Annotated in this window: 27 protein-coding genes; 25 read left to right on the forward strand and 2 right to left on the reverse strand. The window is 39.0% G+C overall.

What is annotated here, in order from left to right:
* The first annotated feature begins 5 nt into the window (after nt 1–5).
* The 16 genes from ACTQXY_RS03645 (at nt 6) to ACTQXY_RS03720 (ending at nt 14,014) form a co-directional block, all read left to right on the forward strand.
* Nucleotides 6–1,223, forward strand: a complete 1,218-nt coding sequence (locus ACTQXY_RS03645) for a zinc-dependent alcohol dehydrogenase (protein ID WP_441658315.1) — start codon at nt 6–8, stop codon at nt 1,221–1,223.
* An 18-nt stretch (nt 1,224–1,241) separates the two neighbouring features.
* The gene (locus ACTQXY_RS03650) at nt 1,242–1,559 is read left to right on the forward strand and encodes a BMC domain-containing protein (protein ID WP_441658316.1); all 318 of its coding nucleotides are present in this window, start codon (nt 1,242–1,244) and stop codon (nt 1,557–1,559) included.
* A 43-nt stretch (nt 1,560–1,602) separates the two neighbouring features.
* Nucleotides 1,603–1,878: a BMC domain-containing protein gene (locus ACTQXY_RS03655; RefSeq protein ID WP_441658317.1), complete on the forward strand. Its 276-nt coding sequence runs from the start codon at nt 1,603–1,605 to the stop codon at nt 1,876–1,878.
* 28 nt (nt 1,879–1,906) lie between these two features.
* Nucleotides 1,907–2,191, forward strand: a complete 285-nt coding sequence (locus tag ACTQXY_RS03660; RefSeq protein WP_441658318.1) for a BMC domain-containing protein — start codon at nt 1,907–1,909, stop codon at nt 2,189–2,191.
* Nucleotides 2,192–2,335: 144 nt separating this feature from the next.
* Complete coding sequence (locus ACTQXY_RS03665; protein WP_441658385.1) at nt 2,336–2,614, forward strand: BMC domain-containing protein; 279 nt, start codon at nt 2,336–2,338, stop codon at nt 2,612–2,614.
* A gap of 125 nt (nt 2,615–2,739) precedes the next feature.
* The gene (gene pduL, locus ACTQXY_RS03670; protein WP_441658319.1) at nt 2,740–3,381 is read left to right on the forward strand and encodes a phosphate propanoyltransferase; all 642 of its coding nucleotides are present in this window, start codon (nt 2,740–2,742) and stop codon (nt 3,379–3,381) included.
* A gap of 33 nt (nt 3,382–3,414) precedes the next feature.
* Nucleotides 3,415–3,681: a EutN/CcmL family microcompartment protein gene (locus ACTQXY_RS03675; protein WP_441658320.1), complete on the forward strand. Its 267-nt coding sequence runs from the start codon at nt 3,415–3,417 to the stop codon at nt 3,679–3,681.
* A gap of 9 nt (nt 3,682–3,690) precedes the next feature.
* Complete coding sequence (locus tag ACTQXY_RS03680) at nt 3,691–5,016, forward strand: 4Fe-4S dicluster domain-containing protein (protein WP_441658321.1); 1,326 nt, start codon at nt 3,691–3,693, stop codon at nt 5,014–5,016.
* Nucleotides 5,017–5,032: 16 nt separating this feature from the next.
* Entirely contained in the window at nt 5,033–5,581 is a 549-nt protein-coding gene (locus ACTQXY_RS03685; RefSeq protein WP_441658322.1) for a BMC domain-containing protein, read from the forward strand.
* Between the two features lie 21 nt (nt 5,582–5,602).
* Nucleotides 5,603–6,367, forward strand: coding sequence for a DeoR/GlpR family DNA-binding transcription regulator (locus ACTQXY_RS03690; protein WP_441658323.1), 765 nt, complete (start codon nt 5,603–5,605; stop codon nt 6,365–6,367).
* Nucleotides 6,368–6,376: 9 nt separating this feature from the next.
* Complete coding sequence (locus ACTQXY_RS03695; protein WP_441658324.1) at nt 6,377–7,525, forward strand: iron-containing alcohol dehydrogenase; 1,149 nt, start codon at nt 6,377–6,379, stop codon at nt 7,523–7,525.
* 173 nt (nt 7,526–7,698) lie between these two features.
* Nucleotides 7,699–8,550, forward strand: coding sequence for a ketose-bisphosphate aldolase (locus ACTQXY_RS03700; protein ID WP_441658325.1), 852 nt, complete (start codon nt 7,699–7,701; stop codon nt 8,548–8,550).
* Between the two features lie 42 nt (nt 8,551–8,592).
* Nucleotides 8,593–9,600, forward strand: a complete 1,008-nt coding sequence (locus tag ACTQXY_RS03705) for a substrate-binding domain-containing protein (protein WP_441658326.1) — start codon at nt 8,593–8,595, stop codon at nt 9,598–9,600.
* On the forward strand, nt 9,600–11,108 hold the full coding sequence (gene xylB, locus ACTQXY_RS03710) for a xylulokinase (protein ID WP_441658327.1): 1,509 nt from the start codon (nt 9,600–9,602) through the stop codon (nt 11,106–11,108). Before ACTQXY_RS03705 ends, xylB begins: the two co-directional genes overlap by 1 nt.
* A 13-nt stretch (nt 11,109–11,121) precedes the next feature.
* Nucleotides 11,122–12,168, forward strand: a complete 1,047-nt coding sequence (locus ACTQXY_RS03715) for an alcohol dehydrogenase catalytic domain-containing protein (protein WP_441658328.1) — start codon at nt 11,122–11,124, stop codon at nt 12,166–12,168.
* A 145-nt stretch (nt 12,169–12,313) separates the two neighbouring features.
* Nucleotides 12,314–14,014, forward strand: coding sequence for a methyl-accepting chemotaxis protein (locus tag ACTQXY_RS03720; RefSeq protein WP_441658329.1), 1,701 nt, complete (start codon nt 12,314–12,316; stop codon nt 14,012–14,014).
* A 37-nt stretch (nt 14,015–14,051) separates the two neighbouring features.
* Here ACTQXY_RS03720 and ACTQXY_RS03725 read toward each other — a convergent pair whose 3' ends face one another.
* Complete coding sequence (locus ACTQXY_RS03725) at nt 14,052–14,588, reverse strand: hypothetical protein (protein ID WP_441658330.1); 537 nt, start codon at nt 14,586–14,588, stop codon at nt 14,052–14,054.
* Nucleotides 14,589–14,773: 185 nt separating this feature from the next.
* Here ACTQXY_RS03725 and ACTQXY_RS03730 point away from each other — a divergent pair, with 185 nt between their 5' ends.
* From ACTQXY_RS03730 to ACTQXY_RS03755, 6 genes are all read left to right on the forward strand, one after another.
* Nucleotides 14,774–15,778 (forward strand): substrate-binding domain-containing protein, encoded by a 1,005-nt coding sequence (locus tag ACTQXY_RS03730; protein ID WP_441658331.1) that lies wholly within the window; start codon nt 14,774–14,776, stop codon nt 15,776–15,778.
* Between the two features lie 260 nt (nt 15,779–16,038).
* Nucleotides 16,039–17,019, forward strand: a complete 981-nt coding sequence (locus ACTQXY_RS03735) for an ABC transporter permease subunit (protein WP_441658386.1) — start codon at nt 16,039–16,041, stop codon at nt 17,017–17,019.
* 30 nt (nt 17,020–17,049) lie between these two features.
* Nucleotides 17,050–18,546 (forward strand): sugar ABC transporter ATP-binding protein, encoded by a 1,497-nt coding sequence (locus ACTQXY_RS03740; RefSeq protein ID WP_441658332.1) that lies wholly within the window; start codon nt 17,050–17,052, stop codon nt 18,544–18,546.
* A gap of 12 nt (nt 18,547–18,558) precedes the next feature.
* A complete protein-coding gene (locus tag ACTQXY_RS03745) occupies nt 18,559–19,533 on the forward strand; it encodes an ABC transporter permease (RefSeq protein ID WP_441658333.1) in 975 nt (324 codons plus the stop codon).
* A gap of 79 nt (nt 19,534–19,612) precedes the next feature.
* The gene (locus tag ACTQXY_RS03750; RefSeq protein ID WP_441658334.1) at nt 19,613–20,731 is read left to right on the forward strand and encodes a substrate-binding domain-containing protein; all 1,119 of its coding nucleotides are present in this window, start codon (nt 19,613–19,615) and stop codon (nt 20,729–20,731) included.
* Between the two features lie 87 nt (nt 20,732–20,818).
* Complete coding sequence (locus tag ACTQXY_RS03755; protein ID WP_441658335.1) at nt 20,819–21,262, forward strand: hypothetical protein; 444 nt, start codon at nt 20,819–20,821, stop codon at nt 21,260–21,262.
* 42 nt (nt 21,263–21,304) lie between these two features.
* On the opposite strand, the gene ACTQXY_RS03760 is transcribed toward ACTQXY_RS03755, so the two are convergent.
* Entirely contained in the window at nt 21,305–22,156 is an 852-nt protein-coding gene (locus ACTQXY_RS03760) for a helix-turn-helix domain-containing protein (protein ID WP_441658336.1), read from the reverse strand.
* A gap of 121 nt (nt 22,157–22,277) precedes the next feature.
* On the opposite strand from ACTQXY_RS03760, the gene ACTQXY_RS03765 reads away from it, so the two are divergent.
* Genes ACTQXY_RS03765 through ACTQXY_RS03775 form a run of 3 tightly spaced genes read left to right on the forward strand, consistent with a single transcriptional unit; the run spans nt 22,278 to nt 26,036 of the window.
* Entirely contained in the window at nt 22,278–23,753 is a 1,476-nt protein-coding gene (locus ACTQXY_RS03765) for an FGGY-family carbohydrate kinase (protein ID WP_441658337.1), read from the forward strand.
* 21 nt (nt 23,754–23,774) lie between these two features.
* Complete coding sequence (locus tag ACTQXY_RS03770) at nt 23,775–25,568, forward strand: L-fucose isomerase (protein ID WP_441658338.1); 1,794 nt, start codon at nt 23,775–23,777, stop codon at nt 25,566–25,568.
* A gap of 21 nt (nt 25,569–25,589) precedes the next feature.
* Nucleotides 25,590–26,036 (forward strand): RbsD/FucU family protein, encoded by a 447-nt coding sequence (locus ACTQXY_RS03775; protein ID WP_441658339.1) that lies wholly within the window; start codon nt 25,590–25,592, stop codon nt 26,034–26,036.
* Nucleotides 26,037–26,073 lie beyond the last annotated feature (37 nt).

The raw sequence follows: 26,073 nt of genomic DNA on the forward strand, positions 1-26,073 counted from the left end.
AAACTATGGATATGAATTCAGTTAACGTAGAAGCGATTGTAAAACAAGTGCTTGAAGGCATGTTGGATAAACAAGAAGCTCCTACAACTACTATAGCAGCACCTACAGCAAATGGAGCAATTCCAAAAACAGCGAAGGTGGCAATGCTGACAGCTTTGGAACATTATGAAATCAAAGAATATCCGATTCCAGAACTTGGAGATGACGATATTCTTGTAAAAGTAGAAGGATGCGGTGTATGCGGAACAGATGCGCATGAATTTAAAAGAGACCCATTCAGCTTGATTCCGGTAGTGCTTGGACACGAAGGAACCGGAGAGATTGTGAAGATGGGTAAAAATGTGAAGAAAGATAGTGCCGGAAAAGATTTGAAAGTTGGAGATAAAGTAGTTACATGTATGATTTTTAAAGATGATCCGGATATCACGATGTTTGACTTGAACAAACAGAACGTGGGTGGCGCAGACGTGTATGGATTACTTCCTGACGATGATATTCACTTGAATGGGTGGTTCTCAGATTACATTGTAATTCGCGGCGGGTCAACAGTATTCAACGTAAGTGATTTAGATTTATACTCAAGGATTTTGATTGAACCATGTGCAGTGCTTATTCATGCGGTAGAGAGAGCAAAGACAACAGGAATCTTGAGATTTAACAGTAGAGTTGTTGTTCAGGGATGTGGACCTATCGGTTTGATTTGTATTGCGATACTTCGCACAATGGGTATCGAGAACATCGTAGCTGTTGACGGAGAACAAAAGAGATTAGACTTTGCAAAAGAGATGGGGGCTACAAAATCTGTAAACTTTAAAGAACATCAGGGAATTGAAGCACTGTCAGGAGCTGTTGCGAATTGCTTTGATGGGCACCTTGCAGATTTTGCGTTCCAGTGTACGGGATCACCAGTTGCACATGCAAACATTTATAAATTCATCAGAAACGGTGGAGGACTTTGTGAGTTAGGATTCTTCATAAATGGTGGAGACGCAACAATCAATCCACATTTTGATATCTGTTCAAAAGAAATCACAACAGTTGGTTCATGGGTATATACATTGAGAGACTATGCAACAACATTTGACTTCTTAAAGAGAGCAAAGGGAATCGGTTTACCAATGGAAAAACTGATTACACATACATTCCCATTAGAGCAGATTAACGAAGCTCACATTACAAACTTAAAAATGGAAGGTTTGAAGATTGCAGTTATTAACAAATAACAGTAAATGAGGTATAATATGGGAGAAGCAGTCGGCATTGTAGAATTATTCGGGTTGGTGGCAGCTTTTGCGGCGGCAGATGCAGGCTGTAAGGCTGCAAATGTAACTTTGGAAAATTTCGATAAGAATAAACCGGCGAATGCGGACGCATTACCTATACCACTTATTGTGGCAGTAAAATTCAGAGGCAGTGTAACGGATGTAACGGCAGCAGTAGAAGCGGCGGTACAAAAAGCCAATGAAATCTCTGGTGTGATTACAACTTACATAATCCCAAGACCAGAGGCAGATACAGAAAAGATGTTGAAGCTGAGCGGTTTAGATAAAACAAAATAGCAAATAAACAAATTTTTATATGAAAAATCAGGAGGATTAAAAAATGGTACAACAGGCATTAGGAATGGTAGAAACAAGAGGACTTACAGCAGCAATCGAGGCAGCGGATGCAATGACAAAATCAGCTGAAGTTACATTAGTAGGAACAGAGAAAATTGGATCAGGATTAGTAACAGTTATGGTACGTGGAGATGTAGGAGCTGTAAAAGCGGCAGTAGAGGCGGGTTCAGATGCAGCATCAAGACTTGGAGAATTGGTAGCAACACATGTAATCCCAAGACCACATACAGATGTAGAAAAAATTCTTCCAACAATCTAATTACTATTAGTGAAAAGGAGTTCATTTCATGGGAAAATCATATGGATTTATTGAAATTCCTAGTACGACGGCAGCTATTGATGCACTCGACATTATGTGTAAGACAGCGGATGTGGAATTTGTAACTTGGGAGAAAAAACTAGGTGGAAGACTTGTCACGATTATTGTGCAGGGAAGTGTGTCCGCAGTCACACAGGCGGTAGAAGCAGCGACGGAAAAGGCAATAAAAAAACCGGTTGCAAAGACAGTTATTGCGAATCCCCATGAAGAGATAGTAAAGATCGTTGAGAGAAGTGCTAGCCGATTAAAATAGGAGGCAGGAATCATGGCGGAAGAGAAGAAAACAGCAGCAAAGCCTGCGGCAACAAAAACAACAGCAAAAGCGACAGCAAAGGCTCCGACCAAAACGGTACAGAGAGTAGTAAAACAAAAACAACAGCCAAAGGAGGAAATCAGAATGGCACAGGAAGCATTAGGAATGGTGGAAACAAGAGGTTTAGTAGCGGCGATTGAAGCGGCAGATGCAATGACAAAAGCAGCTAATGTAACATTAGTAGGAACAGAGAAAATCGGATCAGGATTGGTAACAGTTATGGTACGTGGAGATGTAGGAGCTGTAAAATCAGCTGTAGAATCTGGAGCAGCAAGTGCATCAAGACTTGGAGAATTAGTGGCAACACATGTAATCCCAAGACCACATACAGATGTAGAAAAAATTCTTCCGGCATTAAAATAATGTAATCAATCACAAATCAGTTGCTTCGCCAAAGCTCGGATGAAAGATAACTTTGGCGAAGTAACATTGATAGTGTTCTATGAATGTTAGAGGAAGGTTACCTTGATGAAAAGGCGGGTTCAGATATGGAAAATAATAATGTGGAATTAATTGCAAGGCTGGTTATGGAAGCAATTGATAAAAAAGAAAGTACAAGCAATGGTTTCATGGTACCGATTGGTGTATCTGCAAGACATATTCACTTGACACAGGAACATGTTGAGGTTCTCTTTGGAGAAGGATATCAGTTGACAAAGAGAAAAGAACTTATGGGTGGACAATTTGCGGCGAATGAGCAGGTGACAATTGTAGGACTCAAATTAAGAGCCATTGAAAACGTCAGAGTTTTAGGTCCGGTCAGAAGTAAATCACAGGTAGAAATTTCTGCCACAGATGCGATAAAATTAGGTGTGAGAGCACCAATCAGACTATCAGGCGATATAGAGGGATCAGCCCCGATTGCAGTAGTTGGGCCGAAAGGTGTTATTTATCTTGATGAAGGCTGTATTATTGCAAAGAGACATATCCATATGGCACCAAAAGACGCTATAGCAGCAGGAGTTCGTAACGGAGACATCGTGTCTGTAAAAGCAGATAATGAGAGAGGTACTGTTTTTAACCATGTACAAATCAGAGTGGATGAAAGTTTCACACTAGAGATGCATATCGATACAGATGAAGCGAATGCGGCAAAGATTTCTACAGGCGAGACAGTGACTATCATATAATGAAAAAATAGCTGTAATGGTTTGGAGGTAATTATGCTCGCAGGTAAAGTAGTGGGAAGTATCGTTGCCACGAGAAAAAATGAAAAGTTAGTAGGAAATAAGTTTATGATCGTAGAGATTATGGACAGTATGAGAGCGAAAGAAGAACAATTGATTGCGGTTGACAATATTGGCGCAGGAATTGGGGAATATGTTCTTGTGGCTCAAGGAAGTGCCGCGCGTAAAGGATGCAATATGCCAGATGCGCCTGTTGATGCGGCGATTGTTGGAATTATTGATGATGGAACAAGACTGGAGTAGTGAAAGTTTATGGAAATAAAAGAATTGAGCAACATATTGCAACAAAATGGAATCGTTGGTGCAGGTGGAGCAGGATTTCCCACTTATGCAAAGTTGGATGAACGTGCAGAGACAATCATCCTGAACTGTGCAGAATGTGAACCGCTACTAAGATTACATAGACAATTATTGGAAAAACATGCTCGTGAGATCGTAGAGACATTTCATATGATTGGTCAGACTGTTGGTGCAAAAGATATCATAATTGGTATAAAAAAAGCATATAAAAAGACGATTGAGGCATTGAATGAATGTATTGGAGATTACGAGGGAGTAAGATTAGGGCTTTTAGATGAAGTATATCCGGCAGGAGACGAAGTTGTCCTAATCTATGAAGTGACTGGTAAAGTTGTAAGACCGGGGGGGCTTCCAATAGAAAGTGGTGTGGCGGTATTTAATGTTGAGACAGTATACAATGTATACCGTGCGATGAAACATAACACACCAGTTGTAGATAAATTAGTATCAGTAGTGGCAGAGGTAAATAATCCGATAACTGTAAGAGTGCCAATAGGATGTACAATAGAAGAGGTTGTAGCTATGGCAGGAGGAGTTACGACTCCAAATGCAGTATATTTTATAGGTGGTCCTATGATGGGAAACATCGGGACAGGGGCACAGGCGGTAACAAAGACAACGAATGCGGTGTTGGTTCTGCCGGAAAATCATTTGATTATTCAGAAGAAAAAAAGTAAAGCATCCATTGATTTGAAACGTGCAGCAGCGTCTTGTTGCCAGTGTACAATGTGTACAGATTTATGTCCTAGACATCTTCTTGGACATCCAATTGAACCACATAAATTTATGCAGGCAGCGACATGTAAAGATATGCAGAAGACAGAAATATTTATCAATACAATGTTCTGTTGTTCATGTGGATTATGTGAGCTATATTCTTGTATGCAGAGTCTGTCGCCAAGAAGCCTGATGGCTGAGTACAAAGTGGGACTTAGAGCAAATGGCATCAAACCACCACAAGGGGTTGAGGCAAAAGCAGTTGGTCCTGAAAGAGAATACAGAAAAGTACCAATGGAACGCCTGATGGCACGACTTGATTTGACAAAATATGACAGAGAAGCACCACTTGATGATGATGTTGTTGATATGAAGAGGGTAAAGATCATGTTGAGCCAGCATATTGGAGCACCTGCATCTGCAGTTGTAAAATCAGGTGATAAAGTAGAGATGGGACAGGTGATTGCAGAGCCAGGAAAAGGTTTGAGCGTTGCAATTCATGCATCTATCAGCGGTACAGTGACAGAAGTCAATGACAAGTATGTTATAATAGAGAAATAGGAAGGACGTGCACCAAATGAGTAAGGCAATTGGAATGGTAGAATATAAGACTGTTTCGGCAGGAGTTGTAGCAGCAGATGCTATGGTGAAAACTTCTGATATTAGTGTGATTGAAGCACAGACTGTATGTCCTGGAAAATATATTGTGATTATTACAGGTGATTTAAGTGCAGTAGATGCAGCGGTGAATACAGCGAAGGTACAGCATGAAGATCATTTAATCAGCAGTTTCGTATTGGGAAATCCACACGAATCTATTTTCCCGGCAATTTATGGAGCAACAGAAATTGAAGAGGTGTCTGCACTTGGTATTATAGAAACATATGATGCTGCGTCAATGATTGTGGCAGCAGATGAAGCTGCAAAGACAGCAATTGTAGATTTAGTTGAACTTCGTCTTGCAAGAGGTATGTGTGGAAAATCATATATGATGTTAACTGGAGAAGTAGCTGCGGTTGAAGCGGCAATTGAACGTGCGAAAATGACAGTCGCAAAAGAAGGAATGTATTTGGATTCTTCTGTAATCGCACATCCAGATAAACAAATTCGGCAGGCAATTCTGTAATATAGAATTGGAGGAAAGAGTATGCTTGCAATAGAGAGACGTAATGCGATTTTAGAAAAACTACAGATAGAACGAAGAGTTGTTGTTAGCGAACTCAGTGAACTTTACGATGTATCAGAAGAGACAATCAGAAGAGATTTGGATAAACTTGAAAATGATGGATTTGCGATAAAAAGCTATGGAGGAGCCGTTATTAATGAGAATGCCAATCTTGATTTGCCGTTTAATGTAAGAAAGAATAGGAATGTTTTGGGAAAACAAAAAATTGCAGAGTTAATCAGCAACATGATTAATGATGGAGAGTGTATTATATTGGATGCAAGTTCTACTGCAGTTGCAATTGCCAAAGCAATAAAAGATAAGAAAGACATGACAGTCATCACAAATTCTGTGGAGATTGTAATTGAATTACTGGAAACTCCAGAATGTAAAGTAATATCAACCGGTGGTGTGGCTACAAGTGGCTCATTTGCATTGGTCGGTCCATTAACAGACAGAGCAATTCAGTCATATTATGCTGATCGAGCAATTATTTCTTCAAAAGGTTTGGATTTGAAAAATAGTTTCTCTGACAGTGATGAATTACATGCCAATAATAAAAAAACAATGCTAGAATGTGCGAAACAAAAAATCTTAGCAATTGATCATTCTAAGTTTGGGAAAATTGGATTTTCTAAAATTGGCAGTCTGAATGATATTACAACAGTTGTAACAGATGAAAAACCTGAGGAAGAATGGCTCCGAAAGCTTAATCGTCTAGGAGTGGAGTGTATTTATCCGGAATAGAGGTCAGATATGAAAAGTTTTGAGATTAAGACAAGGATTTTCTTTGGTGAACAGGCATTAGATCACTTAAAAGAATTGCCTTATAGAAAAGTTTTGATCATTACAGATCCGTTTGTAGTACAAAGCAGAATGATAGATTTAATTACCGCACCTTTAATTGAAGCAAAAATTGATTATGATATTTTTAAGGATGTTGTACCAGATCCTCCGATTGAAAAAATCAGTGAAGGTGTTAGAAAGTTATTAGAATACCGCCCAGAAGCAATCGTGGCTGTTGGCGGTGGTTCAGCGATTGATTCATCAAAATCCATTCGTGAATTTGCGTTGAAAGTGGACAATTATGGAGAGGTGGGGTTAATTGCAATCCCAACAACAAGTGGAACTGGCTCAGAAGTAACCTCATTTGCTGTCGTTTCTGACCGAGAAGCTGAAAGAAAATATCCGCTTGTATCAGAATCATTGACGCCGGAAGAGACTATTTTGGATGCCGAATTAGTGAAGAGTGTTCCGCCTGCAATTACGGCAGATACTGGAATGGATGTTTTGACACATGCAATTGAAGCTTGTGTGAGCACAAATAGAAATGATTTTTCAACTGCTTTGGCAGAAAAATCAATCGAAATATGTGGTGTATTTCTTTTAAGAGCGTATTTGGATGGAAATGATACACATGCAAGGCAGAAAATGCATGTGGCATCTTGTCTTGCCGGATTGGCATTCAATTCTGCGTCTCTAGGATTGAACCACGGAATGGCTCATCAACTGGGAGCAATGTTCCATATTCCACATGGACGTGCGAATGCAATGTTGCTTCCTCATATCATTGAATTTAACAGTGATATCAATAAGCACAGCAAGAGTAGGAAAGAATACCTGCCAGCGGTAAAAAGATATTCAACGATTGCACAAATTTTAGGATTGAGCAGTTATAATAAGATTATGACAGTGCGCTCACTTGTAAACTGGGTACAGTTTATGTTAAAAGAGATGGATATTCCTCTTTCAATTTCTCAGATGGGAACAATTACAGAAGAAGAATATATGAGTAAATTAGATGTGATGGCTGAGGCGGCTTTGGTTGATGGATGTACAGCAACAAATCCGCGAGAAGCGACGAAAGCAGATGTCATACAGATTTATAAAGATTTGTGGAAATAGGATTAGCTATAGAAAGTGAGATACTTTTCAGGAAGTATTTCACTTTTTTTATAGTAATTTGCTCTACAGAAATAAGAGGAGGATTTTTTAAGATAATATTGACTTTTCGTAAGAATCGTACTATTATAAAAACAAAAAACGAAACGTTTCGGTTTTGTAAGGAGGAATGAAAGATGCCATTAGTCACATCAAAAAAAATGTTGTTAGATGCTCAAAAAGGCGGATATGCAGTTGGTGCATTTAATGTAGAAAATATGGAGATGGTAAAAGCAGTAATAGCAGCAGCGGAAGAGTTAAATGCCCCTGTTATACTTCAGACAACGCCATCTACAGTAAAGTATGGCTCGTTAGAGACATATGCGGCAATTGTAGCTGCGGAAGCAAAAAAGGCAACAGTTCCAGTATGCCTGCATTTAGATCATGGAAACAGTTATGAATTAGCGATGGCGGCGATAGAGGCAGGGTATTCATCTGTTATGATTGATGGTTCTCATGAAAGCTTGGAGAATAACATTGCAATTACAAAGAAAGTAGTGGAAGATGCGGAGAAAAAGGAAATTCCTGTTGAAGCAGAACTAGGAAAAGTAGGCGGAAAAGAGGATGATCTGGAAGCGGAGGCTGATATGAACACAGATCCGATAGAAGCAAAACAATTTGTTGATAGAACGAGAGTTTCGTCGTTGGCAATTGCAATTGGAACGGCACATGGCTTTTATGCGGGAACACCGGTATTAGACAAAGAGAGAGTATCAGAAATAAAAGCCTTAGTATCCGTTCCGCTCGTGCTTCATGGAGCGTCTGGACTTAGTAATGAAGAGATAAAAGAATGTGTGAATCGTGGAATGTGTAAAGTGAATTTTGCGACAGAGTTACGTGTGGCTTATACGGATGCAGTAAAGAGATTATTGGAAGAAAAGCCAGAGACATTTGATCCAAAAAAAATTGGGGAAGTTGGTATGCTGGCAGTAAAAGAATTGGCTGTGAATCGTATGAAAGTATGTGGATGTGTCAATAAGGGAAAATAAGTGACTTTTAAGTTGAATAAAAAAGAGGGAAGGTAAAGAAATTTGGCAGCTACAATTAAAGATGTTGCAAAAGAGACAGGACTCGGGTTAGCGACCATATCTTCTTATTTGAATGGGGGCAATGTTCGTGAAAAAAACCGTATCAAAATTGAGAAGGCAATTGAAGAGTTACATTTTGAGGTGAATGAAGTTGCAAGAGGACTTAAGACAAATAAAACAAAAATCATCGGAGTTTTAATTCCAGAACTCAATAATATTTTCTGTGCTGAGATTATTACAGAGATAGAGGATATTTTAAGAAACAGAGGTTATGCAACGATGATTTGCGATTGTCGTACGGATGAGAAACGAGAAGATGAGGCAATTGAGTTTTTGAAAAAACGCAGGGTAGATGGCATAATTATTATGCCGTCAGGAAATAAAGGAAAGCATCTTCAGACGGTTGCAAAATCCAATATTCCAATCGTGATGATTGATAGAAAACTGAAGGATATTGATTGTGACTGTGTTTTGGTAGATAACCAGAAAGCAGCAGAAGATGCAGTTCGAAAACTTCTGGAAGCAGGACACAAAAAAATTGGAATGATTGCAGGGCCGAAAGAAGTGTTTACAGCAGATGAGCGCTTGAAAGGATATCGCAGAGCAATGGGGCAGGCGGGCGTAGAGATTTCTGAGGAGCTGATTGTGCATAGTGATTATACGATAGCTGGAGGAGCGGCAAGTGTGCGAAAGCTAGTAAAATTGAACCCTGATATATCAGCGGTGTTTGTATCAAACTACGAAATGACAATGGGGGCGATTATTGAACTGAATGAGCTCAATATTTTGATACCGGATCAATTGTCATTTATTGGGTTTGACAATGTAGAATTTGCAAGAGCATGTGTGCCAAAACTGAGTATTGTGACACAGCCGACAAAAGAAATTGCAAGACATGTCTCAGAATTGATGTTGCAGCGTTTAGAAGGGTACCAGAAAGAAGACAACAGTATTACTATCAAATTACAGACAAGTTTTGTAGAAGGAAGATCAATAAAGAGGAAAGAGTAATGAAACCATATTTATTAGGAATTGATATTGGAACAAGTGCCTGCAAAGTTGCGGTTTTTAATAGAAACGGTGAAGTGCTATCACAGGCCAATGGAAGTTATTCGGTATATTATCCCAAACCGGGCTGGGCAGAACAAAATCCAGAGGAGTGGTGGGATGCAGTGTGCTTGGCGGTGAAAGAGGCATTGCAAAAAGGTAAGATTTCACCGAATCAAATTGCAGGAGTTGGGATCGATGGGCAGAGTTGGTCGGCAATAGCTGTAGACAAAGATGGAAATGTACTCACGAATACACCAATTTGGATGGATACAAGAGCGACGGATATTTGTAAGGAGCTGAAAGAAAAGATTGGAGAGAATGCAATTTTTGAGTTGTGTGGAAATTCGCTGCAACCGTCTTATACAACTGCAAAGATTCTTTGGTACAAACAAAATATGTCGGAAGTATATGAAAAAACATATAAGATTTTGCAGTCCAACAGTTATATTGCATATAAATTGACCGGAAAAATGACCCAAGATTTATCGCAAGGGTATGGTTTGCATTGTTTTGATATGCATAGCGGAACATGGAATGAGGAGATGTGCGAGAAATTTGGAATTTCGATGGATATATTGCCAGTGATTCATGCGTGCCATGATGTGATTGGGGGAGTGACAGAGAAAGCGGCAAAGGAAAGCGGGCTTGCGGTTGGAACTCCGGTTGTAGCAGGGGGACTTGATGCAGCTTGTGGGACACTTGGAGTCGGTGTGTTGAATGTGGGTGAGACACAGGAGCAGGGAGGTCAGGCAGGAGGCATGAGTATCTGTACAGATACATATAAGGCTGATAAGCGATTAATTCTAAGTTACCATGTTGTGCCTAATCGATGGCTTTTGCAGGGAGGCACGACTGGAGGCGGAGGTGTTATGCGCTGGTTGGAACGTGAATTTGCAGACTATGAGCGGGAAGAGGGGAAAAAAGTTGGAAAGAGCTCGTTGGAGTTGTTCAATGAGATTGCAGAAAAAGTTGCACCTGGAAGCGACGGAGTTATTTTCCTGCCTTATATGTCAGGAGAACGATCTCCAATTTGGGATACGAATGCGAAGGGGATTTATTATGGATTGGATTTTCGTAAAACGAAAGGACATTTTGTGAGAGCGGCAATGGAAGGTGTGGCATTGTCTCTGCGTCATAATCTAGAAGTAGCAAAAGAAGCAGGTGCTGAAGTAAGTGTGCTGCGTGCGATGGGGGGATCAGCAAATTCACTGTTGTGGACACAAATTAAATCTGACGTGATTGGAAAATCAATTGTGGTGCCGTCCTCAGATACTGCAACGACTCTTGGAGCAGTGATTTTGGCAGGTGTTGGAGTCGGCATGTATAAAGACTTTGAAGAGGCGGTAGCTTTGACCGTGAAAGCGAAACGTTTCCACAAACCAAATCCTGAAAACGCCAACGTGTACAACAAAAATTATGAAATTTATCTGGAGCTATATAACCAATTAAAAAATACTATGAAAAAATAGGAGGAATATAAACATGAAAGCATCGGTTGTTTGTGCAAATGAAGATGTACAGTATCTAGAGTGTGAAGAACCACAGATTCGTGGGGGAATGGTAAAAGTAAAAGTGAAAGTGTCTGGCATCTGTGGCTCAGATATTCCGAGAGTACTACATAACGGCGTGCATTTTTATCCCATTGTTTTGGGACATGAATTTTCCGGTGATGTAGTGGAAGTGGGAGAAGGTGTAACGAAAGTAAAAGTTGGGGACAGAGTATCTGGTGCACCATTGCTGCCGTGTATGAAATGTGATGATTGCCAAAATGGCAATTTCTCACTTTGTAAACATTATAGTTTTATCGGTTCCAGACAGCAGGGAAGTAACGCTGACTATGTTGTAATTCCAGAGCAGAATGCAGTTCCATTTGATAAAAATATTTCCTATGAGCAGGGAGCGATGTTTGAACCCTCTACAGTTGCACTTCATGGAGTGTTTCAGAATGATTATAGAGGAGGAGAGTATGTTGCAATTCTAGGCGGCGGAACAATTGGCATGTTTACAATGCAGTGGGCAAAAATTTTTGGCTCAAAGAAGGTGGTTGTGTTTGACATTAGCGATGAGAGACTTGCTCTTGCAAAAAAATTAGGGGCAGATGTAGTTGTCAATACAACAAAGGAAAATTATATGGGAGAGGCGATGAAAATCACAGGAGAAAAGGGGTATGGATACGTATTCGAGACAGCGGGGCAGGTGCAGACAATGCATATGGCATTTGAGCTTGCTGGAAATAAGGCACATGTATGTTTTATCGGGACACCTCATGTAGACCTTTTATTCACACCGAAAATGTGGGAGAACATGAACCGTAAAGAGTTCAAATTGACTGGATCGTGGATGTCTTACAGTGCTCCGTTTCCAGGAAGAGAATGGGAACTTACCGCACATTATTTTGCGACAGGACAGCTCAAGTTTGATGATGGGTTTATCTATAAAAAAATGCCGATGAGTCAGGCTCAGGAAGCGTTCCAGATGTTCAAGACGCCGGGACTTGTACAGGGAAAAGTGTTACTCGTGAATGAATAGCAGGTGTATGGTGTCTAGAAATATAAATAAAAGGATAAGAGATTTTTTCTGTTTTTATCTTAGGTTTTTATAACAAGCAGTCGATAAATTTAAAGTGTGTATAAAAACGTATTAAATTTATATTAAGCTAAAGGGGGAAACCGTGATGAATGTAATTAGAAACCTAAAAATTAGAGGGAAACTATACATACTTATAGGGATTGCTTTGGCCGGCTTGCTTGCTTTGGAAAGTCTGTCTTTATTACAGATGAAAAATTTAAATGGAGTAACGAACGACATTACTGAAAATTGGTTATTTGGATTGAGCACTGCACGAAGTATGAGTACAACATTATCAAATGTTCGGTTGAATGAGACGATGATTTTGACGACAGAAAGCAGAGAAGATCTTTTGGCAAGTAAGGAATATCTTGAAAAAGAAAAGAATTCTATGGATACGTTTCTTGAGTCTTATAAAAAAGCTGTCGTTGATGAAAAAGATAAGAAGATTTTTAATGAGCTGGCTTTATGTTGGGATGAATATAAAGAATTTGACGCAACTATTATAAAAATGGAAGCAGAGGGCAACTGGGAAGAGGCTTTGGAAAAGCTGAACAATGAAGGGGCTAAACTGTATAATAATATAAATGATGTGATTAGTAATCTTATAGAATATAATATGAATGGAAGTGAGCAGGCTAAGATTGAAAGTAACCATACATATACTAAAGCAAAATTAAGTATGTTGGTTTTACTTTTAGTGTTTGTCTCATTGGGAGTTACTTTTTCGTATATTATCGTACGTGGGATTGTAGTTCCTCTGAGACAACTAGAGAAAGCTACCATAGATATTTCAAATGGAGAATTGGAGATTTCTATTCCATATGAGTCAAGAGATGAATTAGGAATGCTGTCAGAACGTTTTCGTAAATTAGCAAGAAAATTGAGAGTAATTATAAAAGACGAGAATGACTTTTTGGGCAGAATGGCTGCCGGGGATTTTACAGTAGATACACAATGCGAAACAGAATATATCGGAGATTTTCAACCATTACTGCTCTCTTTCAGAAAAATCTCAAAACACTTAAATGAGACAATGCTTCACATCAGTGAGAGCGCAGAACGAGTTGCGGGTGGTTCTGAACATGTTTCGGTGGGAGCACAGGCGTTATCTCAGGGATCGGTGGAACAGGCAAGCTCGATTCAGGAATTGGCAGCTACCATTGCAGAAATTTCAGAACAGATTCGTCAAAATGCGAACACGGCAATTGAAGCAAATGAGAGAGCGAGTGAGGTCAATAAAGAAATGACACTCAGTAATCAAAAGATGCAGAACATGGTAAACGCTATGGAGGAAATCAGCAATAGCTCTAATGAAATCGGAAAGATTATTAAGACAATTGAAGACATTGCATTTCAGACGAACATACTTGCTTTGAATGCCGCAGTGGAAGCTGCTAGAGCTGGAAATGCAGGAAAAGGATTTGCAGTAGTGGCAGATGAGGTTCGAAATTTAGCTAGCAAAAGTGCAGAGGCTTCAAAGAGTACTGCATCTTTGATTGAGCAGTCTATTCGATCTGTGGAGAATGGAACGTTGATTGCAAATGAGACAGCGCAATCATTGACAAATGCAGTTAATGGTTCCAAGGAATTTACACAATTAATAGATCGAATTTCAGATGCAAGTGGTCAACAAGCTTCAGCGGTAACTCAAATTACAGCTGGAATAGATCAGATTTCAGAAGTTGTTCAAACAAATTCACTGACTGCAGAAAAAAGTGCAGCCGCTAGTGAAGAATTGTCAAAACAGTCACAAAAGATGAAAAACCTAGTTAATTACTTCAAACTGAAAGAGAAAAGTGAATAAAGATATATATTAAAAAAGCTCCGAATCTGGAGCTTTTTTATGATTCTGGCTTTTCAGAAGAGACATCTGGATGGAGAAATTGATATTGTACTACACTAAATTCACTTACACTTACCATACTTGTAATGACATTACCACCGTCTAAGTACCACACATCTCCAGGTGTCCCTGAATTAGCGAATTTTTCGGAATTATACTGAAAACCACTTTCGCCCAATTCTTTTTCAGTCTCACTGTGGATTTTTTCATATACTTCTTTAGCATCCTTGGAATCAGGTGTCTCATATACCCATAATAGGCTGACTAATTTTTCTTTATCATCAAACATATAATAGATATAGCCATCTTTTCCATTGTATGTCTTAGGATAAATATAAGCAAGACCATCATATCCGGAATCATCTGTTTCAGCTGGCTCTCCTTCTAGTTTTTTTATGTCCGCTAATGAGTTTTCCCAAGTAATAGTTGTAAAGGGACATTCTGCTTTCGTTATTTTCTTTTCGCAGCTGGCAGTGGAAAGGAAAATAAAAAGTAGCACACAGGATAAAGAAAATATTTTTTTTGATAACTTCATAAGAACCTCCGTTTTGTTTGATATGAATTTATTATACAACAGATGTGAAGGAAATGAAATGTCAAAATTTTCGAAAATATAACCAATGCTATTGACTTTGTGAAGAAAGATGTGATTAACTAAAAACAACTAAGAAAAACGTTTCGCGCTATTAATATGAAAAAGAAAAGAGGAAGGTGGAAAGAATGTCAGCAACGATGCGTGACGTCAAGGAAAAGACAGGGTTGTCGATGGCAACGATCTCAAAATATTTAAATGGGGGAAATGTGCTTCCAGAAAATAAGATTTTGATTGAAAAAGCGATTAAAGAATTAAATTATGAAGTGAATGAGATTGCAAGAGGGCTTGTAAAGAACAAAACGAATACAGTTGGAGTTATGGTTTACAATATTGAATGCTATTTTGCGGGAAAGATGCTTCACTACATTGGTCAGGAACTTAGAAAACACGGGTATGGTATGATGATTTGTGATTCGTGCAATAATGAGAAGCAAGAGGCGCAAAATCTAAAATTTTTGTTGAGCAGAAAGGTTGACGGAATCATTATATTTCCAGTGAGCATTAGTGGAAACTTTTTGAAAATTGCCAGAAAAGAAAAAGTTCCAGTTGTTTTGATGGACAGATCCTTTCAGGATGAAGAATTTGACTGTGTGGGAATAGACAATCAGACTGCCGCATTTCGTGCCGTGAATCTCCTTTTGGAGAGGAATCATAAAGAAATTGCAGTAATTGCTTCAGATGTGGAATATACTGGAATTGAGAGAATCAAAGGCTATAAAGAGGCGATGGGAAAAGCAGGGTTGGAAGCAAAAGAACAGTATATGAAGCTCGGAAGACATTCAGTAGAACTTGGGTATGAAAAGATGAAGGAACTTTTAGAGTCTAAAAACCGACCAACAGCTGTACTTATGAGTAATTATGATACTGTACTTGGTGGTATTATGGCAATCAATGAATCAAAGTTTTCGTGTCCGCAAGACATATCTGTAATAGGATTTGATGATCTGATTATTGCTGATGTAGTAAGGCCGAGATTGTGGCTGGTAGTGCAGCCAATGGAAAGAATGTGCTTTGCTGCAGTTCAGCTTCTTTTGGACAGAGTAAACAAAAAGAAGAAAGAGGAGGAGTCTGTAAAAATGTGTTTTGGCACAAAAATACAAGAGGGAGATTCTATTTCTACACTTGAATGAAACGTTTTACGTCCGAGTGTTTAAAAGATGAGAGGAATGAGTGAAATAATTATCAAAAGAACCCAAAAAAATGTTGACGAAAGGGCAATATGATAGTATAATATGCACTATAGAAACAGTTTAACGGCTTTTTGTGTGTGAAAAATGCCGATTTGTGCATGCGTAATAAGGGGCGAAACGTTACACGCAATATCAAGGACGAATTTGTGGCAGACGGAAAGTAGAGGTAAATGTTTCGGAGGATAAATTATGAAGGAGGAATAAAAGTGGAAAAGATTAAACAAAATGCATTTGTGAAGAAGGTGGGATTCAATAGAATTGTTTTGGTATGTGTCCTACTCTTAATGTATTTAGCGTTTGGAATTCTGACGGGCGGAAGTTTTTTTGGATTTTCACGTATTAAGAATACACTGAATTATGTGTATTTTCTGGGATTTCTTTCTTTGGGCGTAACATTTGTTATCGCTACTGGAGGGATTGATTTCTCGATTGGACCTGTTATGTTTTGTTGTTCATTAGTTTCGGGATACAGTTTGACAACATATGGCGTTCCAATGGCAGCAAGTTTGATTATGAGTATTTTGATTGGTGTGGCGTTTGGAGTGTTTAATGGATATTTGGTTGCGTATTGGAAGGTACCGCCGTTCATTGTATCTATGGCAAGTATGAACATAGCAAAAGGTATTGCAGCAGTATTTACAAAAACACAGTCTGTAAGCTGGCCGCAGGAATCGGATGCCGATGGATGGTATAAGAGTATTGTTGCAGTGGGAGAGATTCCGACAGGGCTTATTATTTTCCTTGCGATTGCTGTGATTTGTGCTGTTATCTTAAATAAGACAAAGTGGGGACGGTATATACTTTGCCTTGGAAGCAATAAAGAAGCGGTAAGACTTTCTGGTGTAAATGTAAAGAAATGGGAAATGTTGGCATACATTATTTGTGGAACTTTAGTCGGTATCGCATCTATTTTCTTTGTTGCTACATATACAACAGTGCAGCCGGGATATGGTGACCAGTACAATAACGAAGCGATTGCTGGCTGTGTAATGGGTGGAACCTCTATGGCTGGTGGTCTTGCATCAATTAGTGGAACTGTGATTGGTGTGGTTATTATTTCTCTGTTACAACAAGGTATTCTTGCACTTGGATTTACAAAAGAATATCAGTACATTATTACCGGTTTGATCGTTATTGCAGCAGTTTATGCAGACGTTTCTGCAAGACGTAGAAAAAATTAGTGGTGATACAGAGAAAGGAGAAGTAAGAAAATGGGCGATATTATTTTGACAATGAAAGATATTGACAAATCTTTTCCTGGTGTTCACGCACTGGACCATGTGGATTTGGAAATAAGAAAAGGTGAAGTTCTTGCACTGATGGGTGAAAATGGTGCTGGAAAATCAACATTGATGAAGGTACTGACGGGTATCTATAAAAAAGATTCTGGTACAATTACATATGAGGGAAAAGAAGTTGAGTTCAAGAACACAAGAGAAGCACAGGATGCAGGTATTGTAATTGTGCATCAGGAATTGAACATGTTGGGACATTTGACGGTTGCTCAAAATCTTTTCATCGGTAGAGAATTCAAAAAAGGAATCAAAATCGATGATAAAAAAATGAATGAAGAAGCAAAGAAATTATTTGATAAATTGAATGTTGACATTGATCCAAGAGAAAAAATGGCGAACCTAACGGTAGGTAAGCAGCAAATGTGTGAAATTGCAAAAGCGGTTTCCTTTGATGCCAAAGTCATTATCTTTGATGAACCTTCGGCGGCTCTTACAGAATCTGAGATTGAAGAGATGTTTAAGATTATCCGTGATTTGAAAAAACGTGATATTGCGATGGTATATATATCACATCGTATGGATGAGATTAAAGTCATTACAGACCGTGTAACAGTTATGCGTGATGGTACATATGTTGGAACATTGATTACAAAAGATTGTACAAAAGAAGATATTATTAACATGATGGTTGGTCGTGTCATTTATGAAGATCCGAAGACGCATAGTATGGTTCCGAAGGATGCGCCGGTCGTATTGAAAGTAGAACATCTCAATGCAGGAAAGATGGTACAGGATGTAAGCTTTGAATTGCGAAAAGGTGAGATACTTGGTTTTTCAGGCTTGATGGGTGCAGGACGTACAGAGACTGCAAGAGCTCTGTTTGGTGCAGACCCAAAAGAAAGTGGAGATATTTATATTAATGGCAAGAAAGTTACAATTAACAACCCGCAGGATGCAGTTAAATGTGGTATTGGTTATCTTTCAGAAGACAGAAAGAGATATGGTATTGTAGTTCAGAAAACAGTGGCTGAGAACACAACAATGGCTTCCATGGAGAACTTTATGAATGGACTATTCATAAACAAGAAAAAGGAAGAAGAAGTGGCTCAGAAGTATGTGGATGCACTTGCAACAAAGACTCCTGGTGTAGATCAGCTGGTTGTAAACTTATCAGGTGGTAATCAACAGAAAGTTGTTATTGCAAAGTGGCTTACACGTGACTGTGACATCTTGATTTTCGATGAACCTACAAGAGGTATTGATGTTGGTGCAAAGAATGAAATTTACAAGCTGATGAATCAATTGGCACATGAAGGTAAATCAATTATTATGATTTCTTCGGAAATGACAGAAATCTTACGTATGAGTGATCGGATTATCGTAATGTGTGAAGGTAAGAAAACCGGTGAGCTTGATATTTCTGAAGCGACTCAGGAAAATATCATGAATTTTGCAACAAGAGAGATTGAGTAGGGGGAAAAGAGGATGACAAAGAAAAAGGCTTTTAGTAAAATTAATGGACGAGAAGCTATGGTATTGGGAATCATCATTGTAATGGTTGCACTTTTCAGCCTTCTCAGTCCTACATTTAGAACATATTCAACATTAGTAAGTGTGCTTGATAACTCATATTATATTACACTTATGGCGTTGGGAGTAACGTTCCCATTGATTACAGGTGGGGTTGACCTTTCTATTGGTACTGGATTAGTTTCCTATGCGTTAATTGGAGGATTCTTAATTGTACATAAAGGAGCATCTGTACCGGTTGCAATCATTGCATGTATCGGTGTTGGTGTCTTGATTGGAGTATTTAATGGATTTTTAATTGCAATCATGGACTTACCGCCATTTTTAGCAACATTGTGTACATGTATGATTACACGTGGACTTGGACCTGCACTTTGTGGTGGATTTGGTGTATCATGGCCTTCGGCAATTTCTGCTGATGGAGCATTTAGAAAAATTTTTAAATTCACATCCGCAAATGGACAGGTAATTCCAGTAGGTATCGTACTTATTATTGTTTTAGTAATTGTTATGTCTTTTGTATTGAATCATACAAGAGTTGGACGTTATACAATTGCAATCGGAAGTAATAAAGAAGCAACAAGACTTGCAGGTGTAAATGTGAAATTCTATCATATGTTAGCATACATTATTTCAGGTCTGTTTGCAGGACTATCAGGAGTTGCCTATGCAGCAACATATGCAACAATTTATCCTGGCTCAGGAGCGGGATTTGAACTTGATGCAATCGGTGGTGCGATTGTAGGTGGTGTGTCAGCAACTGGTGGAGTGGGTACGATTTTTGGAGCTTTCCTTGGTGTAATCGTAATCTGCTTAATGAAAGTTGGACTTCCGTTTATCGGATTACAAGCAAACTGGCAGCAAATCTTTACAGGTATTGTGTTGATTGCAGCGGTATTAGTGGATGTTGCAAAAAAGAAAAAAGCATAGAAGAATAGTAAAAAATTAATGAATATGGTGTTCGGGAAGGACTTCATATAAACTAAAAATTATTAAGGAGGAAGCAAAAATGAAAAAGAAAGTCGTAGCTGCATTACTTACTACAGCAATGGTATTATCCATGGGAGCGTGTGGAACAAAAGATGGAGGAAACACAACTGACGGAGGAAACGAAGGCGGTGGAGAAAGCAAAGGATATGAATTTGAAATCCTTGTAAAGAGCTTTCAGTCTACATATTGGCAGGCGGCTGTTCAAGGTATTGAACAAGCTTGTGGAGAGTTGGGTGTAAAAGCAAATACTAACGGACCAGCTAACGAATCAGATATTGCTGACCAGATTCAGATGATTGACGATGCAATCGAAAAGAAACCAGACGGAATTGGTCTTGCTGCATGTGATGCAAAATCGGTAATCAAATCAGTAAATAAAGCGTTGGAAAAAGGTATTCCAGTAGTATGTTTCGACACAGGTGTTGAAGGTGTTGAAGAAGGTGCCGTAAAAGCTACAATTGCTACAGATAATGCGGCAGCAGGTGCAGTTGCAGCAGAGAATATGTTCCCTGTAATTGAAGAAAAAATAAAAGCAGCTACAGTTGATAAAAAAGTTAGAATCGGTGAAGTTAATCAGGATGCTACAGCATTAAACATTCAACAGCGTGGACAAGGATTTATCGACAAGATGATTGAGCTTTGTACTGCAGCAGGTAAGAAAGTAGCGGTAGTTGGTAATGAATTCTATGTAAATGCAACAGAAGGAAAAGTAGATGAGAAAGAAGCGGAAATTATCATTGAAGTAGGTGTTCCGTCACAGACAACAGTAGACTTAGCTTCTACAGAAGCTCAGAAAATTATGTCTAAAGATGACACAATCGCTATCTTTGGTTCTAATCAGACAACAGCAGAAGGTGTTATCACAGCAAACCAGACATTAAATAAATTATCAACAGATCCTTCAAAAGGAATTATTGGTGTTGGATTCGATGCTGGTACACCGCAGAAAGAGGCTATCACATCAGGACAGTTTATTGGTTCTGTAACACAGTCTCCGCTGAAAATGGGATACGAAACAATTTATGCATTGACAGATATCTGTGATGGCAAAGAAGTAGCTGATATTCCAATGGACGGTTATTGGTACAACACAGACAACATGGAAGATAAAGATATCAAACCAAACCTTTACGATTAAGATCTAGTAAGTAAATACGTAAATAAAAAAGGGATCGGATTTACACCGATTCCTTTTTGAAATGATAGAGATGGCAGGAGGAACAATATGCTTAGAAATCTAGAGACAATGTTTGACAATATGAGCGATATGATGAAAAAATTGAAAAAGAAATCATATGAAATAAATATGGAACAGTTTCTTGAAAAAAATGGACATTTTTTTCAGGAGATGACAGATTATGTGGATGCATCTGATGAGAAAGAGAGCGCAGCTGCTGAGATTGCAGAGGTAGTCGGGGCGAGTGTAGAGAACAGATTTACACAGGGAGCAAAAAAAAGAATTTCTTCCCGTACTCAGGCTGATATCAATTTCTTTATGATTTATTATGTGTTCCCTGCTATTTTGAAGACAGAACATGAGCAGTGCAGGTTGATAGCGGACAGTATCTGTGCAGAATGGAAAAAGCGTTTTAAAAACAGTGAAATCGGTTATACAGATTATGATTCTTTGTATAAATCGTTTCGGGAAAAAATATTTGGTATTTTTTAAAAGAAAGGCAGCACAAAAATTTTATGCTGCCTTTCTTTTTAATTAGGACTTGAGATATTTTTTTGGTGTGGTGCCCTTATATTTTTTAAATGTTTTGATGAAGTAACTCAAATCATTAAAACCTGAAGAAAAAGCGACTTCAGTAATAGAAAGATTTGTTGTGAGTAAATGATAGCAGGCTCTTTCGATTCGATAATAGTTTAAATAATCAATTGGAGTCCGATGTGTCATCTCTTGGAAAAAGCGACAAAAATATTTTGGTGACATTCCGACGCTTTCGGATATTTCCTGAAGAGATAATGGTAAGGTGTAGGACGATTCGATAAATTCCAAAGCCTGTTTTAGCTGTAAGATCCTTTTGTGATCCCTAGGAGTTTGGGTAGGCATATCTGAGTAATAATTTTTTGAAAAAATTGTACCAAAAAATTGATACAGCGCACCTTGAACAAGTAACTCATATCCTGGATTTTTAGTTGCCATCGCATCGAATAGTGACCATGCAATTAGGTGTATATTGTCATAAGATGGTGTGTAGACGGGAAGTAATTCAATTTCGTGATTCAGTATTTGACGAATCAGATGACAACATGTGTCTGATTTGTTCATCAGCATGTTTAGATCAAAGACGATACATTCGTAAATACACCCATCAGAAGGTATTCCGGCGTGTAGAGAACCAGCCGGAATAAAAATAGTGGAACCCTCAGAAACGCAAACTTCCTGCTCGTCCAAGGTTAGTGTAAAAGTACCTTTTAAAATACGAATAATTTCAAATTCAACATGCCAGTGAAAGGACATCAGATATTGTGGATGTGTACTTGTGACGTGATGAAACTCTAATGGAAAATCAGCGGTTCCGCGCTGTCTTGTCTCTCGGTAATTTATGTACTGCATAGCTCTCCTTTAGGTGAATATTATTATATTTTTTACTATTATAACACTAGCATTACAAGAAAGACAATGGTAAAATAAAAATAACAGTAAGTTTAGAATAAAACTGAAGGGAGGCATATTAGTGAGCGATAAGAAAAAGCAGGTTCTTGCATTTGATTTCGGTGGGGGAAGCGGGCGTGCAATTCTAGGTACTTTGAAAAATGGAGAGATCCGTATGGAAGAAGTTCACCGATTTTCCAATGACCCGGTTATTATAAACGGAACGATGTATTGGGACACGCTGAGACATTTTTTTGAGATTAAACAAGGTATTGTGAAGGCGAAGCAAAAAGGCGGTTTTGAAAGTCTTGGGATCGATACATGGGGTGTGGATTTTGGACTTTTGGATGAACATGGAGCTTTGCTGGAAAGTGCCGTGCATTATAGAGATGACAGAACGATTGGTATGCAGGAGGAAGTATTCAAAGCAATTTCAAAAGAGGAGGTCTACAATCTCACAGGAAATCAGTTCGAAAACTTTAATACGATTTTTCAACTCTACTCTCTTGTTCAGAAGAGACCATGGATTTTGGAGAGGGCAGATACATTATTGTTGACTCCAGATTTGTTCAACTATTTCCTGACGGGAGAGAAAAAAGCAGAGTATACAATGGCAAGTACAACACAGTTGATGGATGCAAAGAATAAAGTATGGTCTGATAGAATTTTGGATGCACTGCGTATTCCGAAAAAGCTTTTTCCGGAGATTGTACCAAGTGGTACTGTTGTAGGAACATTACGGTCATCCATTTGTGAAGAGCTTGGTGTGGAATCGGCGAAAGTCATTGCCATTGCGGGACATGATACACAGAGTGCGGTTGTTTCAGTACCGACGCAGGAGGAAGACTTTATCTTCATCAGTTGTGGAACATGGAGCTTATTTGGAACAGAGTTAAAAGAACCTGTTATTGGAAAAGAATCATTCGAATTGAATGTAAGCAATGAAGGCGGATACGGCGGAACATACAATTTCCTGAAGAATATTATCGGTCTGTGGCTTGCACAGGAAAGTAGAAGACAGTGGATTCGTGAGGGAAAAGAGTATGGATTTGGCAAACTGGAGCAGATGGCTCAGGAGGCAGAACCCTTCCAGAGTTTTATTGATCCGGATTCACCGGAATTCAATACAACAGGAGATATTCCTGGAAGAATCCGTGCATTTTGTGAGAGAACAGGACAGAAAGTACCAGAGACAATCGGTGACATTATGTGCTGTATCAACCAGAGTTTAGCGTTAAAATATCGATATACATTAGAGCAAATTGAAACTTGTACAGGAAAGCATTTCAATGTGATTAACATGATTGGAGGCGGAATTCAGAGTAGGCTGCTCTGTCAGATGACAGCAAGTGCAAATGGACGGAAAGTAATTGCCGGACCGGTAGAAGCAACTGCTCTTGGAAATATTGCTGTTCAGTTGATAGCACTCGGAGAGATCAAAGATGTTGCAGAAGCAAGACAAATTATTGCAAAATCAGAAACTACATATGAGTATCTTCCGCAAGATGCGGAAAAATGGGATGCAGCATATGAGAAATTTAAAACTATTATTCAATAAGACTTAAGGAGGAAGAAAAAAATGGCAGAAAGCAGATTAATCGGAGGATACCCAGTAATTGGTATCAGACCAACAATTGATGGAAGAAGAGGAGCTTTAAAAGTTCGTGAAAGTCTGGAAGATCAGACGATGGGAATGGCAAAAGCGGCTGCAAAATTATTTGAGGAGAATTTAAAATACTCTAATGGGGAACCAGTGAAAGTTGTTATTGCAGATACAACAATTGGACGTGTTGCAGAAGCGGCGGCATGTGAAGAAAAATTCAGAAAAGAAGGTGTTGCTATCACATTGACAGTTACACCATGTTGGTGTTATGGATCTGAGACAATGGATATGGACCCAACAACAATCAAAGCTGTATGGGGATTAAATGCAACAGAAAGACCAGGAGCAGTTTACCTTGCATCTGTACTTGCTACACATGCACAGAAAGGCCTTCCTGCATTTGGAATCTATGGACATGATGTTGTGGATGCAGACGATTCTACAATCGGAGATGATATCAAAGAAAAATTATTAAGATTTGGACGTGCAGCAGTTGCAGCAGCTTCTATGAGAGGAAAATCTTACTTACAGATTGGATCTATCTGTATGGGTATCGGTGGATCAATTATCGATTCTGACTTTATGGAGTCATACTTAGGACTTCGTGTGGAATCTGTTGATGAGGTAGAGATCATCCGTCGTATGACAGAAGGCATCTACGATGAAGCAGAATTCCAAAAAGCACTTGCTTGGGCAAAAGAAAAATGTACAATCGGATTTGATAAAAACCCAGATGAACTGAAGATGAGCGAAGAAAAGAAAGAAGAACAGTTCGAATTCGTAGTGAAGATGGCAGTTATCATCAAAGACTTAATGAATGGAAATAAAAACCTTCCAGCAGGATGCGAAGAAGAAGCAGTTGGACACAACGCAATTGCAGCAGGTTTCCAAGGACAGAGACAATGGACAGACTTCTATCCAAACGGAGACTTTGCAGAAGCAGTGCTAAATACATCATTTGACTGGAATGGAGCAAGAGAACCATATGTGCTTGCGACAGAAAATGACGTATTGAACGGTCTTGGAATGTTATTCATGAAACTTTTGACAAACAGAGCTCAGATGTTTGCAGATGTTCGTACATATTGGAGTGGAGACGCTGTTAAGAGAGTGACAGGATATGAAATTGACGGAAAGGCAAAAGAAGCAGATGGGTTTATTCACTTAATCAACTCAGGAGCATGCTGCTTAGACGCTTGTGGCGAAGTAAAAGACGCTGACGGAAATGCAGTTATGAAACCATGGTATGAGATGACAGAAGCAGATCAGGATAAAGTTATGGCGGCTACTACATGGAACGCAGCAGATAACGGATACTTCCGTGGAGGCGGATTCTCTTCTCGTTTCTTAACAAGAGCAGAGATGCCTGCTACAATGATCCGTTTGAACTTAGTGAAAGGTTTAGGACCTGTTCTTTACATCGCAGAAGGATGGACAATCAACCTTCCAGATGAAGTATCTGACGTATTATGGAAGAGAACAGACTATACATGGCCATGTACATGGTTCGCACCAAGATGTACAGGGGAAGGCGCATTCAAGACAGCTTACGATGTAATGAACAACTGGGGAGCTAACCACGGTGCAATCTCTTATGGACACATCGGTGCTGACTTAATTACAATGGCATCTATGTTGAGAATTCCAGTATGTATGCACAACGTACCAGAAGAAGAGATCTTCAGACCAGCTGCATGGAGTGCATTTGGAATGGACAAAGAAGCTGCTGATTACAGAGCTTGCGCAACATACGGACCATTCTATAAATAAGAATCATAAGGGAGATAAGATATGTTAAAAGGAATACCATCAATTTTATCACCGGAATTATTAAAAGTATTATGTGAAATGGGACACAGTGACCGTCTGGTAATCGCAGACGGGAACTTTCCATCTGAGTCTATGGGGAAAAACGCGATTGTAATTCGTATGGATGGACATGGCGTTCCAGAAATTTTAGACGCAATCCTGCAAGTGTTCCCATTGGATACATATGTAGAAAAACCAGTTAACCTGATGGAATTAATGCCTGGTGATGTAGGAAAAGTAGAGACTCCTATTTGGGATACATACAAAGAAATCGTTGCAAAACACGATGAGCGTGGCGCTGACGCAGTGGGAAATATTGAAAGATTTGCATTCTATGATGAAGCAAAAGAAGTATATTGTATCATTGCGACAGGCGAGACAGCCATTTATGCAAACGTAATGCTGCAAAAAGGTGTTGTAGTAGAATAATAAAAAATTCCCCGCATATTCTGCGGGGAATTTCAGT

The organism is Faecalimonas sp. LCP19S3_D12 (genome assembly GCF_052121495.1).
Taxonomy (GTDB): Bacteria; Bacillota; Clostridia; order Lachnospirales; family Lachnospiraceae; genus Faecalimonas.